The sequence below is a fragment of the Streptomyces sp. NPDC002537 genome (assembly GCF_053594975.1).
This window is the reverse complement of sequence record NZ_JBSFWT010000009.1, coordinates 61,795-83,625: the sequence shown is the minus strand read 5'-3', so window position 1 is coordinate 83,625 and position 21,831 is coordinate 61,795. Positions and strand designations below refer to the sequence as shown.

The window sequence follows — 21,831 nt, the reverse complement described above, 5'->3', positions numbered from 1 at the left end:
GCGGCGGACCGGTCAGCGACGGCAGCCGCAGGTGGAGACCGTGGTGGCCAGGCGGTCCAGGGCGCGCTGGGCCGCGTCGGCGTCGCTGGTGCCCGAGGCCATGAAGGCGAACGTCAGGAGGCGGCCGTCCGCGTCCACCGCCGTTCCGGCGAGGGTGTTCACGCCGGTCAGCGTGCCCGTCTTCGCCCGCACCGTGCCCCTGCCCACCGCCTCGTCGTCCGCGTAGCGGCCGCTCAGGGTGCCGCTGAAGCCGGCGACGGGGAGGCCCGTCAGGACGGGGCGCAGTTCCGGGTGGGCCGGGTCCGCCGCGCGGACGAGGAGGCGGGCCAGGAAGGCCGCCGACGCCTGGTCGGACCGGTCGAGGCCGCTGCCGTCCGCGACATGCGCGCCGGTGAGCCCGAGCGCGTCCAGCCGCGCGGTGACCGCCTTCGCCGCGCCCTCGAAGCTCGCGGGCTGCCCCGAGGCGAGGGCGGTCTGCCGGGCGAGCGCCTCGGCGATGTCGTTGTCGCTGTTGGTCAGGGCGCGCTCGACCAGCGCGCCCAGCGGCGGGGAGGACACCGAAGCGAGACGTTCCGCTTTGCCGTCGGCCTTGCCGGAGGCCGGGTCGCCGTCGACCTTGACGCCCTGTTCGCCCAGCATGTCCGCGAATTTCCGGGCGGCGTCCGCGGCCGGGTCGGCGGTGCGGGCGGCGGGCCCGTGGTCCGAGTCGTCGAGGCGTCCCTCGTCGGCCATGAGGGCGCTGACGGGCGCGATGTTGTCGTTCGGGCCGATCGGGTGGGCGGCCGGGCCGGAGTAGAGCGAGGTGTCGTACGTGACCTTGGTGTGGTCCGTACCGCGCTCCTTGAGCTTGCGCGCGGTGGCCTCCGCGAGCTCCTTCAGGCTCGCGGAGGCCTGCCGGCCCGCCTTGACCGGGCGGGCGGAGAGCGTGGGGTCGCCGCCGCCCACGAGCACGATCCCGTCGCCCCCGGCGACGACGGTCGTGTCGATGCGGTGGTCGGGCCCGAGCGCGGCGAGCGCGGCCGCGGCGGTGGCGGGTTTGATCGTGGAGGCGGGCGTGTACGCGGTGTCCTGCGCGACGCCGTAGAGCTGCCGCCCGGTGGCGGCGTCGTACACGGCCGCCGAGCGGTCGGCGCCGAGCGCCGCGTCCTTCAGCAGCGGGTCGAGCACGGCGGCGAGGCCGTCCGGAGTCGGCTGCGGCGCGGCCGTCTTCCCGTCGAGAGCGGTGAGCACGGGCGGCGCGGTGGGCGTCAGGGGCCGGGTGTGGCGCTCGGCGCCCTGTACCGGACCCGTGGCGGCGCGGGCGCGCTCGGCCTTGCGCTGCCCGGACTCCCACGGCCCGGAGGCCCCCACGGCACCCGCCGCGGCGACCAGGCCCGCCATGGCGGACACCGCGACGAACCGCACGGTCCGCCGTTGTTCGCGCGGGGCGCTCCGCCACCACTCACGCACCATGGACCAGCCCCTTTCGCCACCACACACCTGCGTGAGAGACACTTAATCACTGCGCTGTGCCGCGAGCATGGCACCGGCTGTGTCACCCGTCCCGGAGGACGCAGCTTCACAGGACGAATGTGTTGATCTTGGAGGAGCCACCCGTGGAGTTCGACGTCACCATCGAGATCCCGAAGGGTTCGCGGAACAAGTACGAGGTGGACCACGAGACCGGTCGCATCCGTCTGGACCGCCGCCTGTTCACGTCGACCAGCTACCCGGCCGACTACGGTTTCGTGGAGAACACGCTGGGCGAGGACGGCGACCCGCTGGACGCACTGGTCATTCTGGACGAGCCGACCTTCCCGGGCTGCCTCATCAAGTGCCGCGCCATCGGCATGTTCCGCATGACGGACGAGGCCGGCGGCGACGACAAGCTGCTCTGCGTCCCGGCGAACGACCCGCGCGTCGAGCACCTGCGCGACATCCACCACGTGTCGGAGTTCGACCGCCTGGAGATCCAGCACTTCTTCGAGGTCTACAAGGACCTGGAGCCGGGCAAGTCCGTCGAAGGTGCGGACTGGGTCGGGCGCGCCGAGGCCGAGGCGGAGATCGAGGCCTCCTACAAGCGGCTTGAGGCGGCGGGCGGCTCCCACCACTGACCTCGCCGGTCCGGCACGTTGGACGCGCGGTTCCTGGTCGCTCTTTGCGGCCGGGGGCCGCGTTTCCTTTTCCGGCGCTGCCGGTTCGCCGCCTGCGGGTGCATTGCCGCCTGCGGCGGGGGCGCCCTGCGGCCGCGTCCTCAAACGCCGGACGGGCTAGTTTTACTGGCTGTGGTCTTGAGCCTGCGAGTGCGTTGCCGCCTGCGGCGGGAGCGGCCTGCGGCCGCGTCCTCAAACGCCGGACGGGCTGGATTGTTGCCCGGACGGGCGGGAAAAGTGCGGACCGTGGCCTTGGATCTGCGGGCCGCAGGTTCGCTGCCACGGTCCGCGAAATCAGCCCGTCCGGCGATTGAGGACAACGCGGCGAAGCCGTGTTGCGGGGTCCGGGGCGCAGCCCCGGTTACGGAAAAACCTAGAAGCCCCTCGTCCGCTTCGCCGCGCGGCGCGAGACCGCCGTGCCCGGGATGCGGATGAAGAGGCGGGCCATTTCGGAGCCGAGGTTGACGCCGATGGCGATGGCCAGGGCCAGGGCCGCGGCTCTGGTGAGGCTGGAGATGCCGACGTTGAGCTCGTTCTTCGCGAAGTTCAGGAGGGCGAAGTACGTGGCGCTACCGGGCAGCAGCGGCCCGATCGCCGCCGTGACGTACGGCAGCGCGGACGCGTACCGATAGCGGGCCAGCAACTGGCCGAAGAGGCCGACGACCCCGGCGGCGATGGCCGTGGCGGGCACCGGGTCGAGCCGCGCGGTGTCGGCGAGCGCCGCGTAGATCACCCAGGCGACGCCCCCGTTGAGGGTGACCGCCAGCACCGTGTGGCGCTCCTGCTGGAGGAGCACCGCGAAGGCGAAGACCAGCAGCATGGCCGCGACGATCTGGATGAGCGGCCGTTGCTTGTGCTCCAGCGCGGCCTCGGGGCTCAGCGTCCCGCCGCCGATGTGCACGCCTCCGTAGAGGACGATCAGCACGCCGCAGACGATGCCGACGATGAGGTAGCCGACTTCCAGCAGCCGGGCCGCGGCGGTGATGTAGAAGCCCGTCAGGCCGTCCTGGACACCCGCCACGAGCGCCCGTCCGGGGATCAGGGCGAACAGGCCGCCCGTGATGACCGCCGATGCCTGCACGTGCGCGTGACTGGCGCTGACGGCCACGCCCATCGCGGCGGGCGGCATCGCGGCGGCGGCGAACTGGTAGAACTCCGGCAGCCCGCGTCCCGCCGCCAGCCACGCCAGCCGGTCGCCCAGCATCGCGCCCAGGGCCGCCACCAGGAAGACCAGGACACCACCGCCGATGAGCATGCTCGCCGCGCCGGCGAGCAGCCCGGAGGCGGCCGTCAGCGCCCAGCCCGGGTAGGGGTGGCGGTTGCGGCGTATCTCGGCGAGGCCGCGGTAGGCCTCCTCCAGGGTCAGCCCGCGCGTGGTGATCTCGTGGACGAGCCGGAAGACGGCGGAGAGCCGGTTGTAGTCGGTGCCGCGGCGGCGGACGGTGCGGCTGGCCGTGATCGGGTCGTCGACCAGGGACGGCTGGTAGCTGACCGACAGCAGGGTGAAGGTGACCGTGGGCTCGCAGCGCCCGAGACCGTAGGCGTGGGCGACGCCGAACATCGCCGCTTCCACGTCCTCGGCGCCCTCGCCGCCCGCGAGCAGCAGCTCGCCGATGCGCAGGGTGAGGTCGAGTACGCGCGGTACGGGCGGGCCGGGCTCGTCCGCCTTCTCCGCGCGCTCGGGGACGGGCCGCTCGCCCACGGGCATGCGCAGCATCGTGCGCATCCGGTCCTGCCACGGCACTTCCTTGGTCAGGCTGACCTTGGGTATGCCGTGGGGCGGGGTGAAGGCGGGGAAAGGGGTGCTCTGGGTGGTGCTGGGACCGACGGTCCCAGCGGGCAGGGTGAAGGCGGAGCCTTCCGGTTCGCTCCCGGGTTCCGGGGCCACACCCTGCGGGACGGCGAACTCGGAGGTGGGGTGGTCCTCCTCGGAGGGGCTCGGGAGGGGGACGCCGAGGGGCGGGGTGAACGCGCTGTGCGCCTCGTCGGACTGCGGTTTCCGGTCCTCGCCCTGGTCCGCGTTCCGCTGCCGATCGGCCACCACCGTGCTCCTCGTGTGCCCCTGCCACCACTTCGGCCGCGCCCGAGGTCCGTCTCCCCGGCCCGGCGGAATGCGTTCCGCCGGATACCGCCTAGGGTCACCATGCCTGATGGACGACCCGACTGCCCAGTGGGGACGGGGTTTACGCCGGTGTGAGCCGCGTCAGCGGCGCGCGTGGCGGCCGCGCTGGCCGGGCGGGGCGGGCGGGTTGTTGCCGTGCGGCGGCGGAACGCTGCCCTGAGGGGGCGGAACGCTGCCGGGTGCGGCCGGAGTACTGCCGTAGCCCTGCGGGGGCGGAACGCTGCCGTACTGCTGCGGGCCGCCGTACTGCTGCGGAGTGCTGCCGTACGGGTACGAGGACGACGGAGCGCTGCCGTAGGGGGGCGGCGTGCTGCCGTAGGGGGCGTCGGTGCCCATGGGCGCCTGCGGGGCCTGCGGAGCCTTCGGCTCCTTCTTCGCCTTGGCGCGCGCCCGCAGCAGCTCGATCGCGACCGGGACGACCGAGATCAGCACGATGGCGATCAGGATCAGCTCGATGTTCTTGTTGACGAACTGGATCTTGCCGAGGGCCGATCCGAGCAGCGTCACACCGGCGCCCCACAGCACGCCGCCGATGACGTTGAAGATCAGGAAGGAGCGGTAGTTCATCCGGCTCACACCGGCGATGATCGGCGTGAACGTCCGGACGATCGGCACGAAGCGGGCGAGGATCAGGGACTTCGGCCCGTACTTCTCGAAGAACTCGTGGCCCTTCTCCACGTTCTCCTGCTTGAAGAAGCGGGAGTCGGGGCGCCTGAAGAGCGTGGGGCCGACCTTGCGGCCGAAGAGATAGCCGACCTGGTCACCGATGATCGCGGCGGCCACGATCAGCAGACAGACGAGCCACAGGGGCGTCTTGATCTGGTCGGTGGTGACGAGCAGGCCCGTGGTGAAGAGCAGCGCGTCGCCGGGGAGGAAGCAGCCGATCAGGAGGCCGGATTCCGCGAAGACAATGGCCAGCACGCCGATCAGACCGAATTGATCGATCAGGTAGTTCGCGTCGAGCCACTGTGGACCTAGCGCGAGGGTGGTCATGGGGGTCACGGTGACGGGCTCCTGGGTCGAAGGCACAGGCTCGAGCGAGGCCCGGCCGCAGGCGGGGAGGGGTGGTGTGCGGCCCCAAAAGTACAACGCGACCGCGACACGCTCGGTTCCAGTGTGCCTGTCCGACGAGTACGCCCGGTCGGGCTCAACCGCCTCGCCCCCGCGTGCGTCCCGGCCCTTGAACGGCAAAACTGCGACACACGGAGGTGGATGCGATGGGCATCGAGGAGTACGGCGGCGGGCAGTCCCAGGCGGATGTGCTGGTGGTCACCACGAACGACGTGCCCGGCTACAAGGTCGACCGGGTGATCGGCGAGGTCTTCGGCCTCACCGTGCGCTCCCGGCACGTCGGCAGCCAGATCGGCGCCAGCCTGAAGTCCCTGGTCGGCGGCGAGCTCAAGGGGCTGACCAAGACCCTGGTCGAGACCCGTAACCAGGCCATGGACCGCCTCGTGGAGCAGGCCCGCGCCCGGGGCGCCAACGCGGTCCTGATGTTCCGCTTCGACGTGACGGAGGCGGCGGACGTGGGCACGGAGGTCTGCGCGTACGGCACCGCCGTCGTCATCTCCCCGCGCGCGTGACGCCCGGGGCGGGGCCCGGCCGGCCCCGCCCCCAGTCGTACGGCGTCCGGGCGCGGCACGCGGACCGGACGGTGGAAGGGATGCGGCCATGGCACTGCACAAGGGCGGCGGGGGCAGGGGCGCCAAGCGGGGGTACTCCGTCAATCCCTTCTACGGTGAGGCCGACCCCGTCGGGGGGATGGCCGTCGAGCCACCGCGGCACCGGCTGCCCGACGTGCCCATGGCGCCGCACGCGGCGTACCAGTTCGTCCACGACGAGCTGATGCTGGACGGGAACTCCCGGCTGAACCTGGCGACCTTCGTGACCACCTGGATGGAGCCCCAGGCGGGGGTGCTCATGGCGGAGTGCCAGGACAAGAACATGATCGACAAGGACGAGTACCCGCGCACCGCGGAGCTGGAGTCGCGCTGCGTGCGGATGCTCGCCGACCTCTGGCACGCGCCCGATCCCGCCGGCGCCATCGGCTGCTCGACCACCGGATCGAGCGAGGCGTGCATGCTCGCCGGGCTGGCCTTCAAACGGCGCTGGGCGCTCGCGAACGCCGGCCGCTACCCCTCGGCGGACGTCCGGCCCAATCTGGTGATGGGCGCGAACGTGCAGGTCTGCTGGGAGAAGTTCTGCGACTTCTGGGAGGTCGAGGCCCGCCAGGTGCCGATGGAGGGCGAGCGCTTCCACCTCGACCCCGAGGCCGCCGTCGCGCTCTGCGACGAGAACACGATCGGCGTCGTGGCCGTGCTGGGGTCGACCTTCGACGGTTCGTACGAGCCGGTGGCCGAGGTGTGCGCGGCGCTGGACGCGCTGCGGGAGCGTACGGGGCTGGACATCCCGGTCCATGTGGACGGCGCGTCCGGGGCGATGATCGCGCCCTTCCTGGACGAGGGTCTCGTCTGGGACTTCCGGCTGCCGCGCGTCGCGTCCATCAACACCTCGGGCCACAAGTACGGGCTGGTCTACCCGGGCGTGGGCTGGGCGCTGTGGCGGGACCGGGCCGCGCTGCCCGAGGAGCTCGTCTTCCGCGTCAACTACCTGGGCGGCGACATGCCGACCTTCGCCCTGAACTTCTCCCGGCCCGGCGCCCAAGTGGCCGCGCAGTACTACACGTTCATCAGGCTCGGGCGCGAGGGGTTCCGCGCGGTGCAGCGGAACGCGCGGGACGTCGCGTGCCGCCTCGCCCGGCACATCGAGGACATGGCGGACTTCCGGCTGCTGACGCGCGGCGACGAACTGCCGGTCTTCGCCTTCACCGTGGCCGAAGGGGTCACGCGCTACGACGTGTTCGACGTGTCGCGACGGCTGCGGGAGCGGGGGTGGCTGGTGCCCGCGTACACCTTCCCGCCGAACCGCGAGGACCTGTCGGTGCTGCGCGTCGTCTGCCGCAACGGGTTCTCGCACGACCTGGCCGACCTCTTCGTCGAGGACCTGCGGTCACTGCTGCCCGAACTGCGACGGCAGCCCGGCCCGTTGGGGCGGCCGGAGGACGTCGCCACGGCCTTCCACCACTGAGCGCTCCGCCGGAAGTCCCGTACGCCGAACCGTGGAACAGGGTCAGGCGTCCGGGTCCGAGGTGGTGACGTCCGCCCAGGGGTCGCCCTCGCCCGCCATGACGTACGCCCCGTCCTGCAGGCGGGAGATGAGGCCCTCGGCCCAGCGCTCGCCGGATTCCGCCGTGTGGATCCACATGCCGCGGATCTCACCGATGTGGCCCCAGTCCTCGCCCTCCCCCGGTGTCCAGTTGCGGGCGATCTCCTCGCGCCAGGCCCGCAGCGACTCGACCCGCCGCTTCAGCAGGGCGATCGCCTCGGCACGCGGCAGGTCGACGAGGAAGCCGACGCCCGCGGTGAGGACGTCGACCTTCTGGTCGTGCGAGGAGAGCGCCTCGCGCAGCAGCCGGAAGTACTCCTGCTCGCCCTCGCCCGTCAGCTCGTACTCCGTGCGCGGCGGGCCGCCCGCCTCGCTGGGGGCCGTGTCGTGCGCGATCAGCAGTCCTTGCTTGGCCATGGTCTTGAGCGCGTGGTAGATCGACCCGGGCTTGGCGTTGGACCACTCGTGGGCGCCCCAGAATTCGAGGTCGCTGCGGACCTGATAGCCGTGGGCGCGACCGTGGCGCCTGACGGCGCCCAGAACCAGCAGTCTGATCGCCGACATTGCTTCCCCTGTTCCGCGGAACCCTTTGCTGCCGCCAGCGTAGGCGGTGGCCCGGGGTGGCACCCCGGTGGCCCCGGCTGTCCCGCCGTTGCCGCCTGCGGCGGAGGCGGCCTGCGGCCGCGTCCTCAATCGCCGGACGGGCTGGTTTTTGCGGACCGTGGCCTTGAACCTGCAGGCCCGCAGTGTGCGAACTACGGTCCGCGAAATTCAGCCCGTCCGGCGATTGAGGACAAGCGGCGGAGCCGCTTCGGGGGTTCCGGGGGTCTCCCCCGGTTCGGGAAGGGGCGGGGCTGGGGAACAAGCCCGCCGCAGGCGCGGACGGACCGGCCCGCCGAACATCAGCCGGCCGTCGTCGACTCCGCTACCAGCTCGAACGCCGTCCTGCCGTCCAAAGACTCGCGGATGACATCCGCATGCCCCGCATGCCGCGCGAGCTCCTCGATCAGGTGCAGCAGAAGCCACCGCATGGAGACCGACGCGTTGTCCTTGGGGAACCAGGGCGCCTCCGGCAGGGAGAAGGTCTGCTCCAGGGTGGGCAGGGCCCGGATGAAGCGTTCGGTCTCCGCGGCGAGTTCCTCCCAGGCGGCGAGGACGCCCGCGACGGACTCGTCGTCCGTGAGGACGAAGCCCATCTCGAACCGCTTCATGGCCTCCTCCTGGGAGAGCTCAGGAGCGGTCCCCTGGGCCATCACGAGCCAGCCGCGCTCGGCGCCCATGGCGTGCTTGAGCAGCCCGCCCAACGACAGCGTGCTCGCGCTGGGCTTCAGGGCCGCCTGTTCCTCGGTGAGCCCGAGCACCGACCGGCGCAGGCCGCCCCGCTGGGCGTCCAGGAAGGCGAGGAGGGTGCCCCGCTCGTCCGCGGGGTCGTTCTCGATGACGTGAGTGGGCATCAGGTCGGCCTTTCGTCGTTCCGCCGGCAACAGATGCAACGTACGCCCTAATGAGGACAGCGCCCGTCCTACATCCCTGTATCTCGTCGGAACGGGATCAGAACGGGAATCTGCTGCGCCCGTGCTGGATGGAGATCCACTTGGTGGTGGTGAAGACCTCGACCATGGCGTCGCCGTTGAGCCGTCCCACTCCCGAGTGCTTCTCCCCGCCGAACGGCACGATCGCCTCGTCGTTGACGGTCCCGTCGTTGATGTGGATCATGCCGGTGTCGATGCGCTTGGCGACGCGTACGCCGCGCTCGATGTCGCCGGTGTGCACCGCGCCGCTGAGGCCGTACGGGGTGGCGTTGGCGATCCGGATCGCTTCTTCCTCGCCCTCGAAGGGGATGATCAGGGCGACCGGGCCGAAGATCTCCTGCCCGAGGACCGGGGAGTCCGCCGGAAGGTCCGTCAGCACGGAGGGCGCGACGAGGGTGCCCGCCGTCTCGCCCCGCAGGAGCGCGGTGGCGCCGTCGGCGACGGTCTGGTCGACGAGGGCGTTGACGGCCTCCGCCTGGCCCGCGTTGATGAGCGGGCCGATGTGGGTGGCCGGGTCGCCGGGGTCGCCGACCTTGAGGGTCCTGACCTTGGCGACGAACTTCTCGGTGAACTCCCGTTCCACGGACCGGTCCACGAGCACCCGGTTGGCGGCCATGCAGACCTGCCCCTGGTGGATGAAGCGGCTGAAGACGGCGGCATCGACGGCGTAGTCGAGGTCGGCGTCGTCGAGGACGATCAGGGCGCTGTTGCCGCCGAGCTCCAGGACGGTGCGCTTGAAGTGCGACGCGGCGACGGTGGCGACGTGTCTGCCGACCTTGTCGGAGCCGGTGAAGGAGATCACGCGGGGCACCGGGTGCTCGATGAGCGCGTCGCCGATCTCCGCGATGTCGGTGACCACGACGTTGAGCACCCCGGCGGGCAGCCCGGCCTCCTCGAAGACCTTGGCGACCAGCCCGCCGCCGCATATCGGCGTGTTCTGGTGCGGCTTGAGGACGACGGCGTTGCCGAGCGCGAGCGCGGGCGCGACGGACTTGATCGACAGCAGGAAGGGGAAGTTGAAGGGGCTGATCACGCCGACGACGCCCACCGGCAGCCGGTAGAGCCGGTTCTCCTTGGTGTCGTCGGGCGACGGCAGGATGCGGCCCTCCGCCCGCAGCGCCAGATGCAGCGCCTCGCGCAGGAACTCCCGCACCAGGTGCAGCTCGAAGGCCGCCTTCAGGGCCGTGCCGCCGCACTCCGCCGTGATCGCGGCGGAGATCTCGGACTCCCGCTCGTCGACGATGCGCAGGGCCCGCTCGAAGACGAGCCTGCGGGTGTACGGGTTGGTGGCACCCCACGCGCGCTGGGCGCGCTCGGCGGCGCGGTACGCCTGGTCGATCTCGTCGACGCTCGCCACCGTGATGGAGGCGAGCTTCTCCCCGTCGTACGGGTTGAAGTCGACGATGTCCCAGGAGCCGGTGCCCGCCCGCCATTCACCGTCGATGTACTGGAAAGCCAACTCGTCGAAGTAGGACATCTGCCATCCCTGCCTGGAGAATCGGGGGCGCCGGGGCCACCGAAACGGACCGCGTACTCCTGATGGGACGTCATCGTACTGTTGTGTCAGAGGAGTTGAAGAAGCCGCCTCAGCAAGTCGCGGGTCGCCGCAGGCGGGAGGCTGTCCTCGTGCAGCCGGTCCATCACCTTGCCGTACTGCGCCACCTCGTCGGGCTTGTCGAGGTAGAGGGCGCTGGTGAGCTGCTCCAGGTAGACCACGTCCGACAGGTCGGACTCGGGGAAGCGCAGCATGGCGAAGGCGCCGCTCTCGCCCGCGTGCCCGCCGTGCGCGAAGGGCATCACCTGAAGCGTGACATTGGCTTGTTCCGAGATGTCGATGAGGTGCTCCAGCTGGCCGCGCATGACGGCCTCGCCGCCGTACGACCGGTGCAGCGCGGCCTCGTCCAGCACGGCGTGGAAGTGCGGGGCGCGCTCGGAGAAGAGCAGCTTCTGGCGCTCCATGCGCAGCGAGACGCGGCGCTCGACCTCGGCCTCGTCGGCGGTCGGCTGCCCGCGGACGACGACGGCCTGGGCGTACCCCTCGGTCTGCAGCAGTCCGTGCACGAACTGCACCTCGTAGATGCTGATGTGCGAGGCGGCACCCTCCAGCCCCACATAGGTCTGGAACCATCCCGGCAGCACATCGCCGTAACTGTGCCACCAGCCCGCGACGTTGGCCTCGCGGGCCAGCCCCAGCAACGCCTCCCGCTCCAGCTCGTCCGTGACTCCGTAGAGCGTGAGGAGGTCCTCGACGTCCCGTGCCTTGAAGCTCACCCTGCCCAGCTCCATACGGCTGATCTTCGACTCCGACGCCCGGATCGAGTAGCCCGCCGCCTCGCGGGTGATCCCCCGCGATTCCCGCAGCCTCCTGAGCTGTGAGCCCAGGAGTATGCGGCGCACCACAGAACCGCTCGACTCGCTCGTGGCCATCTTCGCGACTCCTCCTTTTCCGGTCCCTACCCGGTTGTGCCGCTCCCCGCACCCTTCCGGGGCGACCCCCGCTACCCCCGGCGCCGAAGTCTGCCACCTCCGGGCTCCGTTGAGTGTGCATCCGGTTACGGAGGTGGGGGCAGTCCGGACACCGTACGCAGGAGGGCGTAGGAAGAATTACCCCCGAACTGGAGCGCGCGCCCCCAAAACCCCCACGTGCACGTGCATCTGCCCTTGCATCCGCCATCCGCATTGGGAACCATGGGAACGCACACGTGCATGTCACGTCCACGATTGCCAGGAGTGCCTCGGATGGGTACCGAAGGATCGACTGTGCTCTCCCCCCTGTGGCGAGGGCTGCCACCGATCGCCCCATCGGCCGTCTCCAGCTCCGCCTCCTGCGCACTTCCCGCCCGCTTCGAGGCGGTCAGGGCGGCGCGGCGGTTCACCAGGAGCACACTCCAGCAATGGGACCTCCCGGGGCTCTTCGACGATGTGGCCGTGGTCGTCTCGGAGTTGGTGACCAACTCCATGCGGTACGCGCTGCCGGCCGAGCTCATCGGCACGGAGTACGAGCCTCCAGTACGGCTGCATCTGATGCGATGGACTTCGCGTCTGGTGTGCGCGGTGCGCGATCCGAGCGAGGAGAGCCCGGTCGTGCGGGAGGCGGACGCGGGCGCGGAGTGCGGGCGGGGGCTGTTCCTGGTGGAGTCGTTCAGCGACACCTGGGGCTGGCATCCGCTGGCGGGGGCCCTGCGGGGGAAGGTGGTCTGGGCGCTGTTCAGGCTGCCGCGGGATCGCGACTGAGCGCACCACGGGGGGCGCTCAGTCCGCGATCAGATAGTCGAATTCGCCGTCCTTGATCCCGAGCAGCATGGCCTCGATCTCCGCCGGGGTGTAGACGAGCGCCGGACCGTCCGGATGACGGGAATTACGCATGGCGATCCCGCCGTCCGGCAACTTGGCGAACTCCACGCAGGAACCTTGCGAGTTGGAGTGCCGGCTCTTGCGCCAGACGACGTCGAGGTCCGTGGCAGCCATGCCGTTGTACGCGTGAGGCACAGGACTCTCCCGGAGTATTCGCGGTGGTGCACCCCGGCACGAATGGTGGGGATGGCAACTACTCCGGATCATAGCTGCGTTCATGTGCCTCTGCATGAGCGAATGCACGTGCACTTACTGTGCGGACTCGGCTACTTCCCGATGCCGGAACCGGCGCCGGAAGCGTTGCCGGAATACGGAAGCAGTGCCATCTCCCGGGCGTTTTTGATCGCTCTGGAGAGTTGTCGCTGCTGCTGGGCGGTGACCCTGGTCACGCGGCGGCTGCGGATCTTCCCGCGATCCGAAATGAACTTCCGCAGCAGGTCGGTGTCTTTGTAGTCGATGTAGGTGATGCCCGCCGTTTCCAGGGGATTGGGACGGGGCCTGAGGCTCTTGCGGTGATCGGGGCGACGGGGCACGGCCTTTGCCTTTTCGGGTCGGTGATCGCGGTTCGGTGATGGCGGTTCGCTGATCGCTGATCGCTGTTCAGGAAACCGGATCGAGGAGTTCGTCGAATGCGGTGGACAGACAGCGCCAGGTGTCCGGTCCCGCCGCGTATTCGGTGTCGGTCAGGAGACAGGAGTCGAGCAGCTCGGCGAGCGTCCCGCCGTCGAGTCCGGGCGAGGTGAAGGTGAGGTGCTGCGCGCGGTCCCCGTGTTCGGGGTGCCAGTCCAGGGCGGCGGCCACCCTGCGGGTCGCGGGCACCATCTCCCAGGCGGCCTCCGGCAGCGCGGCCAGCCAGGGCCCGGCGTTCTCGACGCACAGCGCGCCGCCCGCCGCGTCCCAGGACAGCAGGGTGTCCGGCCGGTCGGCGAGCCAGAACCGGCCGCGGCTGCGGACGGCCGCGCAGGCCAGCTCCTCCAGCGCCGCGTACAGCCGCCCGGGGTGGAAGGGCCGGTGCCGGTGCCAGACGAGCGTGGCGACGCCCTCCGCGTCGGCGGTCTGCGGCAGCAGCGCGCAGGCGGCGTGCTGCCGGGCCGCCGCGGCCTCCACGTCGAAGCCGGCGACCGCGGCGGCGGCGAGTTCGGCGGAACCGGCCGGAATCCGCCGCGCCGTGGGGACGAGCTGGTCGAGCAGGGCGAAGTCGGCGGCGTCCGCGGCCGGTTCATCCTCTCCCCCGCTGTTCTCGACGACGGCCAGCACCGGCGCGTACTCCAGCTGCCGCGCGAAGGTGTCCGACACCGTGCGCCGGTCGGACGGGGCCGCGGCCAGCCCGGCGTCCACGAGGTCGTCGCCGCAGCCGAGCGCGGGCAGCAGCAGGGCGGGGTCCACGGCCGTGATCACCCCGGTCAGCCGGAAGTCCGGCCCGGCGTGCGCGGCGACGACCTCCGCCATGGCCTGGGGCTCGACCGAGTCCCAGAGCTCCACGACGGCGAGCCCGCACAGGCCGCTCGCTGCGAGCCGTTCGATCTCGGGCACCAGGTCCTCGCGCAGCGCGCAGCAGGCGCAGTCGTTGACGAGCGGCGCGTCGCCCTCGTCGAGGATCCCGGAGGCGTCGCGCACGCTCCGGCGGACCGTGCCCGCGCCTGCCGTGGACAGGTCGTGATGGAGGGCGACGCCGCCCGGGACGGTCTTCAACAGCCGGTCGACCGCGGCCCGGCGCGCGTCGGCGTGGAGTCCACCGACGAGCACCACGGGCAGCGGCCGCTCCCCGGTCACCGGCCGGCCTCCCGCTTGCCGTAGCGGCGCTCGAAGCGCTCGACGCGGCCCGCCGTGTCCAGGACGCGGGCGGTGCCGGTGTAGAAGGGGTGGCTCGCCGAGGAGATCTCGACGTCGATCACGGGATAGGTGTTGCCGTCCTCCCACTCGACGGTCTTGTCGCTGGTCGCGGTGGACCGGGTAAGGAAGGCGTAGTTCGCGGCGCGGTCGCGGAACACGACGGGGCCGTAGGGCGGGTGGATTCCGGGCTTCATCGCTGGGTCAGCGCTCCTCTCGGAAGACGACGTGGCGGCCGACGACGGGGTCGTACTTGCGCAGTTCCATGCGGTCGGGGTCGTTACGGCGGTTCTTGCGGGTGACGTACGTGTATCCCGTTCCGGCGGTGGACCGGAGCTTGATCACGGGGCGTAGCTCGTTGCGGGCCATGGGGCTACTATACAGAAATGGTTTCCATTTTCATTAGGAGGTCGACGCCATGTCCGCCCACTGCCAGCTGACCGGCCGCAAGCCGGGGTTCGGCAACTCCGTCTCGCACTCCCACCGGCGCACCGCCCGCCGCTTCGACCCCAACATCCAGTCCAAGCGCTACTGGCTCCCCAGCGAGGGCCGCCATGTGCGGCTGCGGCTCAGCGCGAAGGGGATCAGGACGGTCGACAGCATCGGCATCGAGGCCGCCGTGGCCCGCATCCGGGCGCGGGGAGGGAAGGTCTGATGGCGAAGAAGAGCAAGGTCGCGAAGAACGAGGCGCGGCGGCTGACGGTCGCGCGCTATGCGGCCCGCCGGGCCGTTCTCAAGGCGGTCGTCCGCGACCCGCGCCGCCCGGAGTCCGAGCGGGCGGCCGCCGCCCGCGAACTCCGGCGCCAGCCACGGGACGCGAGCGCGACGCGCGTCCGCAACCGCGACGCGGTGGACGGCCGCCCGCGCGGCTACGTGGGCCGCTTCGGCCTCTCCCGGGTGAACCTGCGGCAGCAGGCGCACGCGGGGTTCCTGCCGGGGGTGCGGAAGTCGAGCTGGTAGCGGGCGGGGCCGTACGGGCGGGCTCGACGGAGCCCGCCCGGGGCCTTCACCAAGGCGAACTCCGATCCGGAAGCGGCCCGCACTCCGCGCGATGGGCGGCCCCGAGGAGGTCGTCCGCATCGCCCGGCGCGCGTACGACGACCGCAACCCCGAGTACCGATGGGTGGTCGAGCTGCTCAACCACGTGATCTTCGCGGCGGGCGATCCCGGCTTCGAGATCACCGGCGACACCTTGCAGAGCGCCACCGGCCTCCAGGTCCAGGCCCTCACCCAGCTCGGCTACGGCACCGAGAACGGCACCTGGCGCAACTTCTTCCTCACCGGGGCGAAGGAGCTCCGCGAGGGCCACGCCCAGAGGCCCGTCTCGCACGGCGCGAAGGACCTCGTCCGCAGCATGACCCTGGAGAACCTCGTCCTGGACGGCCATCTCCTCAAGCGCAACTTCGACGAGGCGGTGGAGGCCGGCGCCATCCAGATCAGCGGCGACCGGCCCGACACGCCGGACGTCGTCCTGGGCTATCTGACGCCGGGCGACCCGGTGTTCCAGATCGTGGCGCCGCGGCCGGTACGCCCGGAGGACGTCGCGGGACGGTGACGCGCGTCGGGTGAACGGTACGGGTGCGGCACGGTCAATACCATTGCCGCTGCCCGCAGATACCTCCGGCGAAGCAGAGGCCCTGATGCTCCCCGAGATCACCGAACACACCTGCACCAACTGCGGCCGGGACGCCCGGGGCATCTTCGGCCGCTGGTCCTGCACGGCGTGCAGGACGAGCTCCCCGTACATCGAGCCGCCCGCCTCCTACGCGTCGTGGCTGGTGGCGCAGGAGGCGATAGCGCCACCGCCACGGCGTGACGTACGACCGCACCACCTGTGCGGGGAAGTCGCCTGTGTCTGCCCGAGGTTCGACGACCGGCGGCGGCGCTAGCTCACGTTCTCGTCCCAGCGGAGCTCAAGAGGCAGCCCGAGCCTGCGCACCCGCTGTACCAGGTCCGGGTCGGCGTTCTGTGCGGACAGCCGGGGGACGGCGTGGTGGGCGAGCCAGGTGTTCATTTCGTGTGCGACTGCGGTCGCGTTGTCGTCCCAGCACCACCAGCTGTTGGGCAGTTTGTCGCCCCCCAGGTCGTAGATCCAGCACTCGACCACTTCGAGCAAGTGCCGGTCGGCGACGGGGTCCTGGCACACCTCCCATTGCGCGAGCCAGGGGGTCACGGTTCCGGAAGCCGTCGCGCACATATCGAATACTTCGTGAGCCGGATAGGGCGGGGTGTCCGTTTCCAGAGTGTGCGCCCACCACGCGTGCAGGAATTCACGGACGGCGTCGGCCTGTTCTCCCGGCCAGTCGCGCCACTTGGCACGCCAGAACGGCAAGCCGCTCCAGTCCAGGCCCTTCTCCCATCCCTCGACCAGCACTTCGGCAACCTGCGGAAGCAGGCGCCGGACCAGGGCCGCGTCGTCCCGCCAGCCCACGTCGTGCCATGTCCGGTACAGCAGATCGGGATCGAGCGGCGCATCCGGGGTCCTGAGCAGCGCGACCTCCTCGGGGCCGCCCCAATGGCACTCGCAATTCGATTCCTCGGGGTGGGTGGCCATTCCGCCGAAGACCTCGCGTATCCGGTCCAGCGCCGCCCCGAGCCGGGCGTCGGTGACAGAAGCCATGGCGGGCCCCTCTCGATTACTCCGACGGGATCACACCGGTCGAAGATCGGAATGATGCCATGCGGGTGGGAAGGTAGGAGGGTCTTTTTTCGCTCGCTCACCTCACCTCACCTCGCCTCACCGGAAGAGAGCCCTCGGCATGGCCGTCATCCACAGCACCACTCTCAAGCCGACAAAACTCGAACTGCTCACCGCCTGGCTCCCGTCCCGGCCGTGGTACCGCGGTGGCGAGGGCGGGCCGGAGTTGGCCAAGGCAGGCGGTTTCCGGCTGGACGATCCGGAGGGGGAGGTCGGGATCGAGTTCATGGCGGTCACCGACACGTCGGGCGCGGACGCGGTCACCTATCTGGTGCCGTGCACCTATCGCGGCACCGCGCTGGCCGGAGCGGAGCACGCCCTCATCGGCACGCTGGAGCACGGAGTGCTGGGGAAGCGCTGGGTCTACGACGGCTGCCACGACCCGGTGCTGGTCGGCCAGTTGCTCGCCCTGATCGAGGGCCGGGCCGAGGCCCAGATGCAGAGTGTCGACGACACCCCGGACCCGGACGTCGTCCGCTCCTGCACCGGGGGCGGCTTCGCCGCCGCGGACTTCATGGCTACCGATGACCAGGAGGGCACCGCCCTGTCCGTCGCGCCGGGCGCGACGCTCCGCCTGCGGCGCGTCTTGGAACCCACCCCGGCTCTCCTCCCGGAGGGTGCCATCGGCCATGTCGGCGGTGCCTGGCAACTGCCGGACGGTACGGGGGCGGAGGGGCTGTTCGCGGTGCTGCGGGGTGGGTCCGGGAGCTGAGCGCTCCGCCGACGGTTATTCGACTGCGGGCCGTCGTGGCTGGTCGCGCAGTTCCCCGCGCCCCTTCGGGGCGCGGTACCCGGCGGTCGCGCCGGGATAGGTCAGGAGTCGGCTGAACCGTCCGCCTGCGGCGGCTGAGCGGCCACGAAAGTGCCTTTGGCCGGGAGGGTGACCAGAAGTCCACGCTCCCGCAGTTCTTGAACGGCCCGGCGGACCGTTCCGACAGCGACGCCGCATTCCGCGGCCAAGTCCCGCTCCCCTGGCAGGCGCGCGCCTAGGCGCAGAACCCCTGCCTCGATCCGAGCGGCCACATGATCCGCGACCTGCATGTAGACGTACGCGACCTTCGTCGGGTCGACAACGGGCGGCGGACCCTGCGCATCTGCCATGCGCAGCAACTTAGCGCGGCGGCTTCGCCATTGTCAGGAGTCGGCGGAACCGTCCGCCTGCGGCGGCTGAGCGGCTACGAAGGAACCCATGCCGGGCGTTGTGACGATGAGGCCCTCCGCGCGGAGGGCGGCGGTGACCTTGCGGACGGTCACGCGCGCGACACCGAACTCCTGCTCCAGCTTGGTCTCGGAGATCAGGTGCCTCAGCGGATATTCGCCGCTGGCGATGCGCCGCCGGATCACTTCCGCGATCTGCGTCCACTTGGGCTGAGTCGGGTCGAACTCCATCACGCGTGGAACTGTACGTATGACCGCCCAGTCGAACATAGATACCTAGGGCTATATCAGGCTATAGACAGGTGCAGCACTGCTCCGTATGGTGAACACCCATGGAAGACCCCCGCGACCGTGCGACCGGTCCGGGGGCATGGCCACCAGCAACACCAGGAGCTGATGACATGCAGCACCGTATCGCCGACCTCCTCGCCCGAGTAAGGGCACTGTTCACGCGCCGCACGCCCCGGCAGGACTCCCCCGCGCCCGCCGAGCCACCGCGCCACGCCTGCGGCGTGCACGCCTGGGCCACCGCCCGCGGGATCGAGATCAGGCCCAGTTCACCGCTCGCCTCCTGCACCTGCTGCACCCACGACCCCCTCCCCCGCGTCGGCGCGTTCGTCATCGATCTCCGGACCAACCGGGTCGGCCAGGTCATGGGCGACGAGGGGCTCTACCTCCAGCTGCGGCCGCCGCTCGGTGGCCGTGAGTGGGACGTCGACCCCGGCGACACCCGACCCGCCACCGACGCGGAACTGCTCAGCGCCAAGCTGAAGGCGGCCAATTCCGCGAGCAGCTCAGGCAGATGAGGTCGTCCTGAGGGCCCGGAGGCTGTGCCACAGGGCCCGGCCGTCGCCGAAGGGCGGCAGCAGGAACACGACGTGCGCGAGGTACCACCAGGACAGGGGCCGGTCGAGGCCGGAGAGCCACAGGAGGGCGCCCACCGCGACGCAGGCGGACGGCCCGGCCAGGGCCACCGCGGCCGTCTGCCGTGCGGTCATGGTCCCTCGCGGGAGCACCGACGTGCGCCACGCCGTCCGCTCGATCGTGATGTGCGTGACCGTGCGGACGCGTTTGAGGGCGAGGACGTGTGCCGACTCGTGCAGGGCGAACGGGAGCACCAGACCCAAGGTGGCCGGCTTGGCCAGCAGCGCCCACGCCATAGCGGCCGGTACGGGGTCACCGGAACGCGCCATCCAGGCCAGGGCCGCGGCCTGGAGGACGCCGATGAACGCCAGCAGTGGCCACACCTGGGCGGCCACCGCCCAGGCGACGACGCGGACCTTCAGGTCAGCTGCCGGACGCGTCGAGGAGCTGCTCACGGCGCTGCTTCAACCCCCGGTAGCTGACCTGGATCATCGTCAGGAAGACGGTGAGCAGGAGGAACAGGACGACGATCGGGACCGGGTTCTCGACGCCGGTGGTGATGCCCAGCGCTCCGTCGTCCTTCTTCACCGTTTCGAAGATCAACGACCCGAAGAACGCCTTCCGTTCGACGACCTCGTCAGTGCCCGTCGAGAACATGAGGGTGAGCAGGACCACCGCCACGGTGCCCAGCGTCAGCAGCGCGGCCCCTATGGCGGACGTCATGACCGACCGTGCCTTGAACATTCCTTCTCCTCGACTCACTTGTGTGGATTCCTTGCACCGCGTACCAGACGAACGCGGCGGCCGCCCCGGCGAAGCAGACCGGCACCGCCCAGGGCGGGGGACTGAGCAGGCCCAGCCCGATCAATGACACGCCCGCGACGACGAAGACGACGGACAGCCCCAGGAACACGGAGAACGGGTTGTCCTTCTCCGCCGGGAACACGATGCTGATGCACGTCGTCATGACCGCCCCGCCCAGGCAGGACGCCAGCGCCACCCCGCTGGAGAGGAGCCGGCCCGGCTGGACCGCGAGCGTGACCGCGAACGCGGGTACGGCGAACACGACGAGCAGGACCAGCTGCGCCCTGATGAGCCGTACGTAGACCCGCCAGGCCGGTTCCCGCGCGCCGGGCAGCACCCGCAACTGCTGTGTGGCGGTGAACTGGTACAGGCCGCCGAAGGACAGGGTGGCGAGGCCCCACAGGGGGTTCACCGAGGGCTTGGCCAGCAGCAGATAGGCGAACAGGGCCAGTGCCATGGCCACGGCGGCCACGGTCTGCGCGCTGCGCAGCAGACACCAGTCGTAGGGCCCGAGAACGCCTCGCAGCCGCACGCTGCCGGGGAGCTTCAGGTAACGGGACTGACGTACGTGCTGGTTGGGGGCGAGCGCGAAGACCAGGGCCACGAGCACGGCCGACAATGCCGTCACGGCGGCCAGGGCCGTCCAGGGCCCGTGTTCGTTCCAGAGCCAGGAAACGGACGTGACCCACGTGTACTCGGTCCGCTTGCTCAGGTACGCGCCGGAGAAGTCCCGGATCATCGGCGTCATCCGCGCGGTGTAGTACGCCAGCACCGCGAACAGGGCGAGCACGTTGAGGACGCCTGCCATCCGGCTCAGCCCTATGAGCATCCACAGCCGGGTCAGCAGCTGGTACAGGACGGACAGCGTCAGGTACGTCAGGACGGTCGGGAGGACGATCGAGGCGGCGATGTGGCCGACGGCGGACGGGCCGAGGAGGATCAGCGCGCTCACGACGAGGGAGACGAGGCCGGCGGCGGCCACGACGGCGGTCATCGCCGCTTCGTACATCAGGAACGCCGTGGAGCGCTCCCGGTTGGTGACCGGTAGCTGGTAGCTGAGCCGGAGCATCCCCTCGGCGTTGATGAACAGCACCTTCACCAACAGGAACGCGATCTGCACCCACAGCAGGAGGGACACCGTCGAGGTGTCGAACAGCAGCCGCCACACGGCCGCTTCGTCGGCCATGGGGCGCAGGAAGAAGTAGGAGGCGGTGCACATGGTGCCCAGGAGCAGCACGGCCGCCACGGCGACGAACACTCTGACCGAGGCGGATTTCAGGGCTCCCGCCCGCAGTACCCGGCGACGGAAGAAGACGAGGAGCATCCGGGCCAGGACCGCGGACTGCCTCAGCCGTACCGCCTTCGCAACCGGCCTCACAACCGGCTTCGCAACCGCCTTCACCGCTGGGACGTTTCGAGGTAGTCGAACACCATGGCGGCCAGTGATCCGTGTTCTTCGACCAGATCCTTCGTCGGCTCGTCGTACACCACGTGCCCCAGGTCGAGGAAGAGAGTCCTGTCGGCCAGGCGCTCCAGTACGGCGAAGTCGTGTGTGCACAGCAGGATCGAGCGGCCCTCGTCGCGGACCCGCCTGAATTCCTTCTCGGCGAGGTGCAGCGCTTCGAGGTCGATGCCGTTGAGGGTTTCGTCGATGACGGTCAGCGGGGGCCGGATGACGAGCGCGGACACCAGCTGCGTCTTTTTGCGCATGCCGTGCGAATAGTCCTCGATGAGGTCGTCGTAGCGGCCGTCCATGGCGAACTTGCGGAACAGGCCGACGGCTTCGTCGTGGTCGACATCGAGGCCGAACAGTCTGCCCATCATGGAGAGGTATTCGCGGGCGGTGAGGAACTCGGGAAGATAGTCATTGCTGGACAGGTACATGCTCAGCCGCTTCGCCTCGGGCCGGGCGTGCTCATGGCCTCCGATCCGGATGGACCCGGACTGCAGGCGTACGAGATCGAAGACGTTCTTGATCAGCGTGGACTTGCCGGATCCGTTGGGGCCGACGAGACCGACGATCGTGCCTTCCTCGACCGTGAAGGACACGTCCAGCAGGACGTTGACAATTCCGTCATAGGAGTAGCTGACGTCGTTGACATTCAGGAGAGACACTTCGCGTTGGTCCTTTACCGAGTCCGTCGATCAGGGCGGTGCGCAGGAAGCCCGGGT

28 protein-coding genes and 1 pseudogene are annotated in these 21,831 nt (G+C 70.4%); 10 read left to right on the top strand and 19 right to left on the bottom strand.

All coding sequences use genetic code 11. From position 1 onward, the window contains the following. Positions 1–12 precede the first annotated feature (12 nt). Positions 13–1,452: a D-alanyl-D-alanine carboxypeptidase/D-alanyl-D-alanine endopeptidase gene (gene dacB, locus ACWD4A_RS06810; protein WP_451190304.1), complete on the bottom strand. Its 1,440-nt coding sequence runs from the start codon at positions 1,450–1,452 to the stop codon at positions 13–15. Positions 1,453–1,595: 143 nt separating this feature from the next. Here dacB and ACWD4A_RS06805 point away from each other — a divergent pair, with 143 nt between their 5' ends. Further along, the gene (locus ACWD4A_RS06805) at positions 1,596–2,093 is read left to right on the top strand and encodes an inorganic diphosphatase (protein WP_045933001.1); all 498 of its coding nucleotides are present in this window, start codon (positions 1,596–1,598) and stop codon (positions 2,091–2,093) included. A 412-nt stretch (positions 2,094–2,505) separates the two neighbouring features. Here ACWD4A_RS06805 and ACWD4A_RS06800 read toward each other — a convergent pair whose 3' ends face one another. Then, positions 2,506–4,173, bottom strand: coding sequence for a threonine/serine ThrE exporter family protein (locus ACWD4A_RS06800; RefSeq protein WP_451190301.1), 1,668 nt, complete (start codon positions 4,171–4,173; stop codon positions 2,506–2,508). A 381-nt stretch (positions 4,174–4,554) separates the two neighbouring features. Next, a pseudogene (locus ACWD4A_RS06795) lies at positions 4,555–5,247 on the bottom strand (DedA family protein); the annotation flags it as partial. 224 nt (positions 5,248–5,471) lie between these two features. On the opposite strand from ACWD4A_RS06795, the gene ACWD4A_RS06790 reads away from it, so the two are divergent. Then, positions 5,472–5,837: a YbjQ family protein gene (locus tag ACWD4A_RS06790; RefSeq protein WP_451190300.1), complete on the top strand. Its 366-nt coding sequence runs from the start codon at positions 5,472–5,474 to the stop codon at positions 5,835–5,837. A gap of 88 nt (positions 5,838–5,925) precedes the next feature. Continuing rightward, positions 5,926–7,341, top strand: coding sequence for a glutamate decarboxylase (locus tag ACWD4A_RS06785; RefSeq protein WP_451190298.1), 1,416 nt, complete (start codon positions 5,926–5,928; stop codon positions 7,339–7,341). A gap of 42 nt (positions 7,342–7,383) precedes the next feature. Here the strand turns inward: ACWD4A_RS06785 and ACWD4A_RS06780 are convergent, their stop codons facing one another. From ACWD4A_RS06780 to ACWD4A_RS06765, 4 genes are all read right to left on the bottom strand, one after another. Then, positions 7,384–7,983: a PadR family transcriptional regulator gene (locus ACWD4A_RS06780; RefSeq protein ID WP_451190296.1), complete on the bottom strand. Its 600-nt coding sequence runs from the start codon at positions 7,981–7,983 to the stop codon at positions 7,384–7,386. 338 nt (positions 7,984–8,321) lie between these two features. Further along, positions 8,322–8,873, bottom strand: coding sequence for a DinB family protein (locus ACWD4A_RS06775; protein ID WP_451190294.1), 552 nt, complete (start codon positions 8,871–8,873; stop codon positions 8,322–8,324). Between the two features lie 97 nt (positions 8,874–8,970). Further along, positions 8,971–10,428 carry an aldehyde dehydrogenase family protein gene (locus ACWD4A_RS06770; RefSeq protein ID WP_451190293.1) on the bottom strand — a complete coding sequence of 486 codons (1,458 nt, stop codon included), beginning with the start codon at positions 10,426–10,428 and terminating at the stop codon, positions 8,971–8,973. Positions 10,429–10,514: 86 nt separating this feature from the next. Then, entirely contained in the window at positions 10,515–11,378 is an 864-nt protein-coding gene (locus tag ACWD4A_RS06765) for a helix-turn-helix domain-containing protein (protein ID WP_451190291.1), read from the bottom strand. Between the two features lie 312 nt (positions 11,379–11,690). Here ACWD4A_RS06765 and ACWD4A_RS06760 point away from each other — a divergent pair, with 312 nt between their 5' ends. Continuing rightward, complete coding sequence (locus ACWD4A_RS06760) at positions 11,691–12,185, top strand: ATP-binding protein (RefSeq protein WP_451190287.1); 495 nt, start codon at positions 11,691–11,693, stop codon at positions 12,183–12,185. Positions 12,186–12,203: 18 nt separating this feature from the next. On the opposite strand, the gene ACWD4A_RS06755 is transcribed toward ACWD4A_RS06760, so the two are convergent. The 5 genes from ACWD4A_RS06755 to rpmG all read right to left on the bottom strand — a co-directional run bounded on the left by ACWD4A_RS06755 (position 12,204) and on the right by rpmG (position 14,504). Then, positions 12,204–12,440: a DUF397 domain-containing protein gene (locus tag ACWD4A_RS06755; protein WP_451190285.1), complete on the bottom strand. Its 237-nt coding sequence runs from the start codon at positions 12,438–12,440 to the stop codon at positions 12,204–12,206. Positions 12,441–12,571: 131 nt separating this feature from the next. After that, positions 12,572–12,838, bottom strand: a complete 267-nt coding sequence (rpsR, locus tag ACWD4A_RS06750) for a 30S ribosomal protein S18 (RefSeq protein ID WP_451190283.1) — start codon at positions 12,836–12,838, stop codon at positions 12,572–12,574. A 67-nt stretch (positions 12,839–12,905) separates the two neighbouring features. After that, on the bottom strand, positions 12,906–14,078 hold the full coding sequence (locus ACWD4A_RS06745; RefSeq protein WP_451190281.1) for a GTP-binding protein: 1,173 nt from the start codon (positions 14,076–14,078) through the stop codon (positions 12,906–12,908). After that, positions 14,075–14,332 (bottom strand): type B 50S ribosomal protein L31, encoded by a 258-nt coding sequence (locus ACWD4A_RS06740; RefSeq protein ID WP_451190279.1) that lies wholly within the window; start codon positions 14,330–14,332, stop codon positions 14,075–14,077. The genes ACWD4A_RS06745 and ACWD4A_RS06740 overlap by 4 nt, the downstream gene beginning before the upstream one ends. Before the next feature lie 7 nt (positions 14,333–14,339). Next, positions 14,340–14,504, bottom strand: a complete 165-nt coding sequence (gene rpmG / locus ACWD4A_RS06735; protein ID WP_399935596.1) for a 50S ribosomal protein L33 — start codon at positions 14,502–14,504, stop codon at positions 14,340–14,342. 49 nt (positions 14,505–14,553) lie between these two features. Between rpmG and rpmB the strand changes: the two genes are divergently transcribed. The 4 genes from rpmB to ACWD4A_RS06715 all read left to right on the top strand — a co-directional run bounded on the left by rpmB (position 14,554) and on the right by ACWD4A_RS06715 (position 16,024). After that, positions 14,554–14,790, top strand: coding sequence for a 50S ribosomal protein L28 (rpmB, locus tag ACWD4A_RS06730; protein WP_451190277.1), 237 nt, complete (start codon positions 14,554–14,556; stop codon positions 14,788–14,790). Further along, positions 14,790–15,095: a 30S ribosomal protein S14 gene (gene rpsN / locus ACWD4A_RS06725; RefSeq protein WP_451190275.1), complete on the top strand. Its 306-nt coding sequence runs from the start codon at positions 14,790–14,792 to the stop codon at positions 15,093–15,095. Before rpmB ends, rpsN begins: the two co-directional genes overlap by 1 nt. A 91-nt stretch (positions 15,096–15,186) precedes the next feature. Next, on the top strand, positions 15,187–15,690 hold the full coding sequence (locus ACWD4A_RS06720) for an alkyl sulfatase dimerization domain-containing protein (protein ID WP_451190272.1): 504 nt from the start codon (positions 15,187–15,189) through the stop codon (positions 15,688–15,690). Positions 15,691–15,775: 85 nt separating this feature from the next. Continuing rightward, on the top strand, positions 15,776–16,024 hold the full coding sequence (locus ACWD4A_RS06715; RefSeq protein WP_451190269.1) for a hypothetical protein: 249 nt from the start codon (positions 15,776–15,778) through the stop codon (positions 16,022–16,024). On the opposite strand, the gene ACWD4A_RS06710 is transcribed toward ACWD4A_RS06715, so the two are convergent. Beyond that, complete coding sequence (locus ACWD4A_RS06710; protein WP_451190267.1) at positions 16,021–16,755, bottom strand: hypothetical protein; 735 nt, start codon at positions 16,753–16,755, stop codon at positions 16,021–16,023. The two genes, ACWD4A_RS06715 and ACWD4A_RS06710, sit on opposite strands and share 4 nt — an antisense overlap. A 139-nt stretch (positions 16,756–16,894) precedes the next feature. Between ACWD4A_RS06710 and ACWD4A_RS06705 the strand changes: the two genes are divergently transcribed. Beyond that, positions 16,895–17,545, top strand: coding sequence for a maltokinase N-terminal cap-like domain-containing protein (locus ACWD4A_RS06705; RefSeq protein WP_451190265.1), 651 nt, complete (start codon positions 16,895–16,897; stop codon positions 17,543–17,545). A 101-nt stretch (positions 17,546–17,646) separates the two neighbouring features. On the opposite strand, the gene ACWD4A_RS06700 is transcribed toward ACWD4A_RS06705, so the two are convergent. After that, positions 17,647–17,934 (bottom strand): GntR family transcriptional regulator, encoded by a 288-nt coding sequence (locus ACWD4A_RS06700; protein ID WP_451190262.1) that lies wholly within the window; start codon positions 17,932–17,934, stop codon positions 17,647–17,649. A gap of 33 nt (positions 17,935–17,967) precedes the next feature. Then, positions 17,968–18,222, bottom strand: coding sequence for a GntR family transcriptional regulator (locus tag ACWD4A_RS06695; protein ID WP_451190409.1), 255 nt, complete (start codon positions 18,220–18,222; stop codon positions 17,968–17,970). Between the two features lie 170 nt (positions 18,223–18,392). Here ACWD4A_RS06695 and ACWD4A_RS06690 point away from each other — a divergent pair, with 170 nt between their 5' ends. Further along, a complete protein-coding gene (locus tag ACWD4A_RS06690) occupies positions 18,393–18,797 on the top strand; it encodes a hypothetical protein (RefSeq protein WP_451190259.1) in 405 nt (134 codons plus the stop codon). Here the strand turns inward: ACWD4A_RS06690 and ACWD4A_RS06685 are convergent. From ACWD4A_RS06685 to ACWD4A_RS06670, 4 genes are read right to left on the bottom strand one after another with little or no spacing between them, the layout of a single operon-like run. Next, the gene (locus ACWD4A_RS06685; RefSeq protein WP_451190256.1) at positions 18,786–19,310 is read right to left on the bottom strand and encodes a hypothetical protein; all 525 of its coding nucleotides are present in this window, start codon (positions 19,308–19,310) and stop codon (positions 18,786–18,788) included. The genes ACWD4A_RS06690 and ACWD4A_RS06685 overlap by 12 nt on opposite strands. Continuing rightward, positions 19,279–19,578 carry a hypothetical protein gene (locus tag ACWD4A_RS06680; protein WP_451190253.1) on the bottom strand — a complete coding sequence of 100 codons (300 nt, stop codon included), beginning with the start codon at positions 19,576–19,578 and terminating at the stop codon, positions 19,279–19,281. The genes ACWD4A_RS06685 and ACWD4A_RS06680 overlap by 32 nt, the downstream gene beginning before the upstream one ends. Then, positions 19,493–21,037, bottom strand: coding sequence for a hypothetical protein (locus tag ACWD4A_RS06675; RefSeq protein ID WP_451190251.1), 1,545 nt, complete (start codon positions 21,035–21,037; stop codon positions 19,493–19,495). Before ACWD4A_RS06675 ends, ACWD4A_RS06680 begins: the two co-directional genes overlap by 86 nt. 20 nt (positions 21,038–21,057) lie before the next feature. Beyond that, positions 21,058–21,774, bottom strand: coding sequence for an ABC transporter ATP-binding protein (locus ACWD4A_RS06670; protein ID WP_451190249.1), 717 nt, complete (start codon positions 21,772–21,774; stop codon positions 21,058–21,060). Between the last annotated feature and the right edge of the window lie 57 nt (positions 21,775–21,831).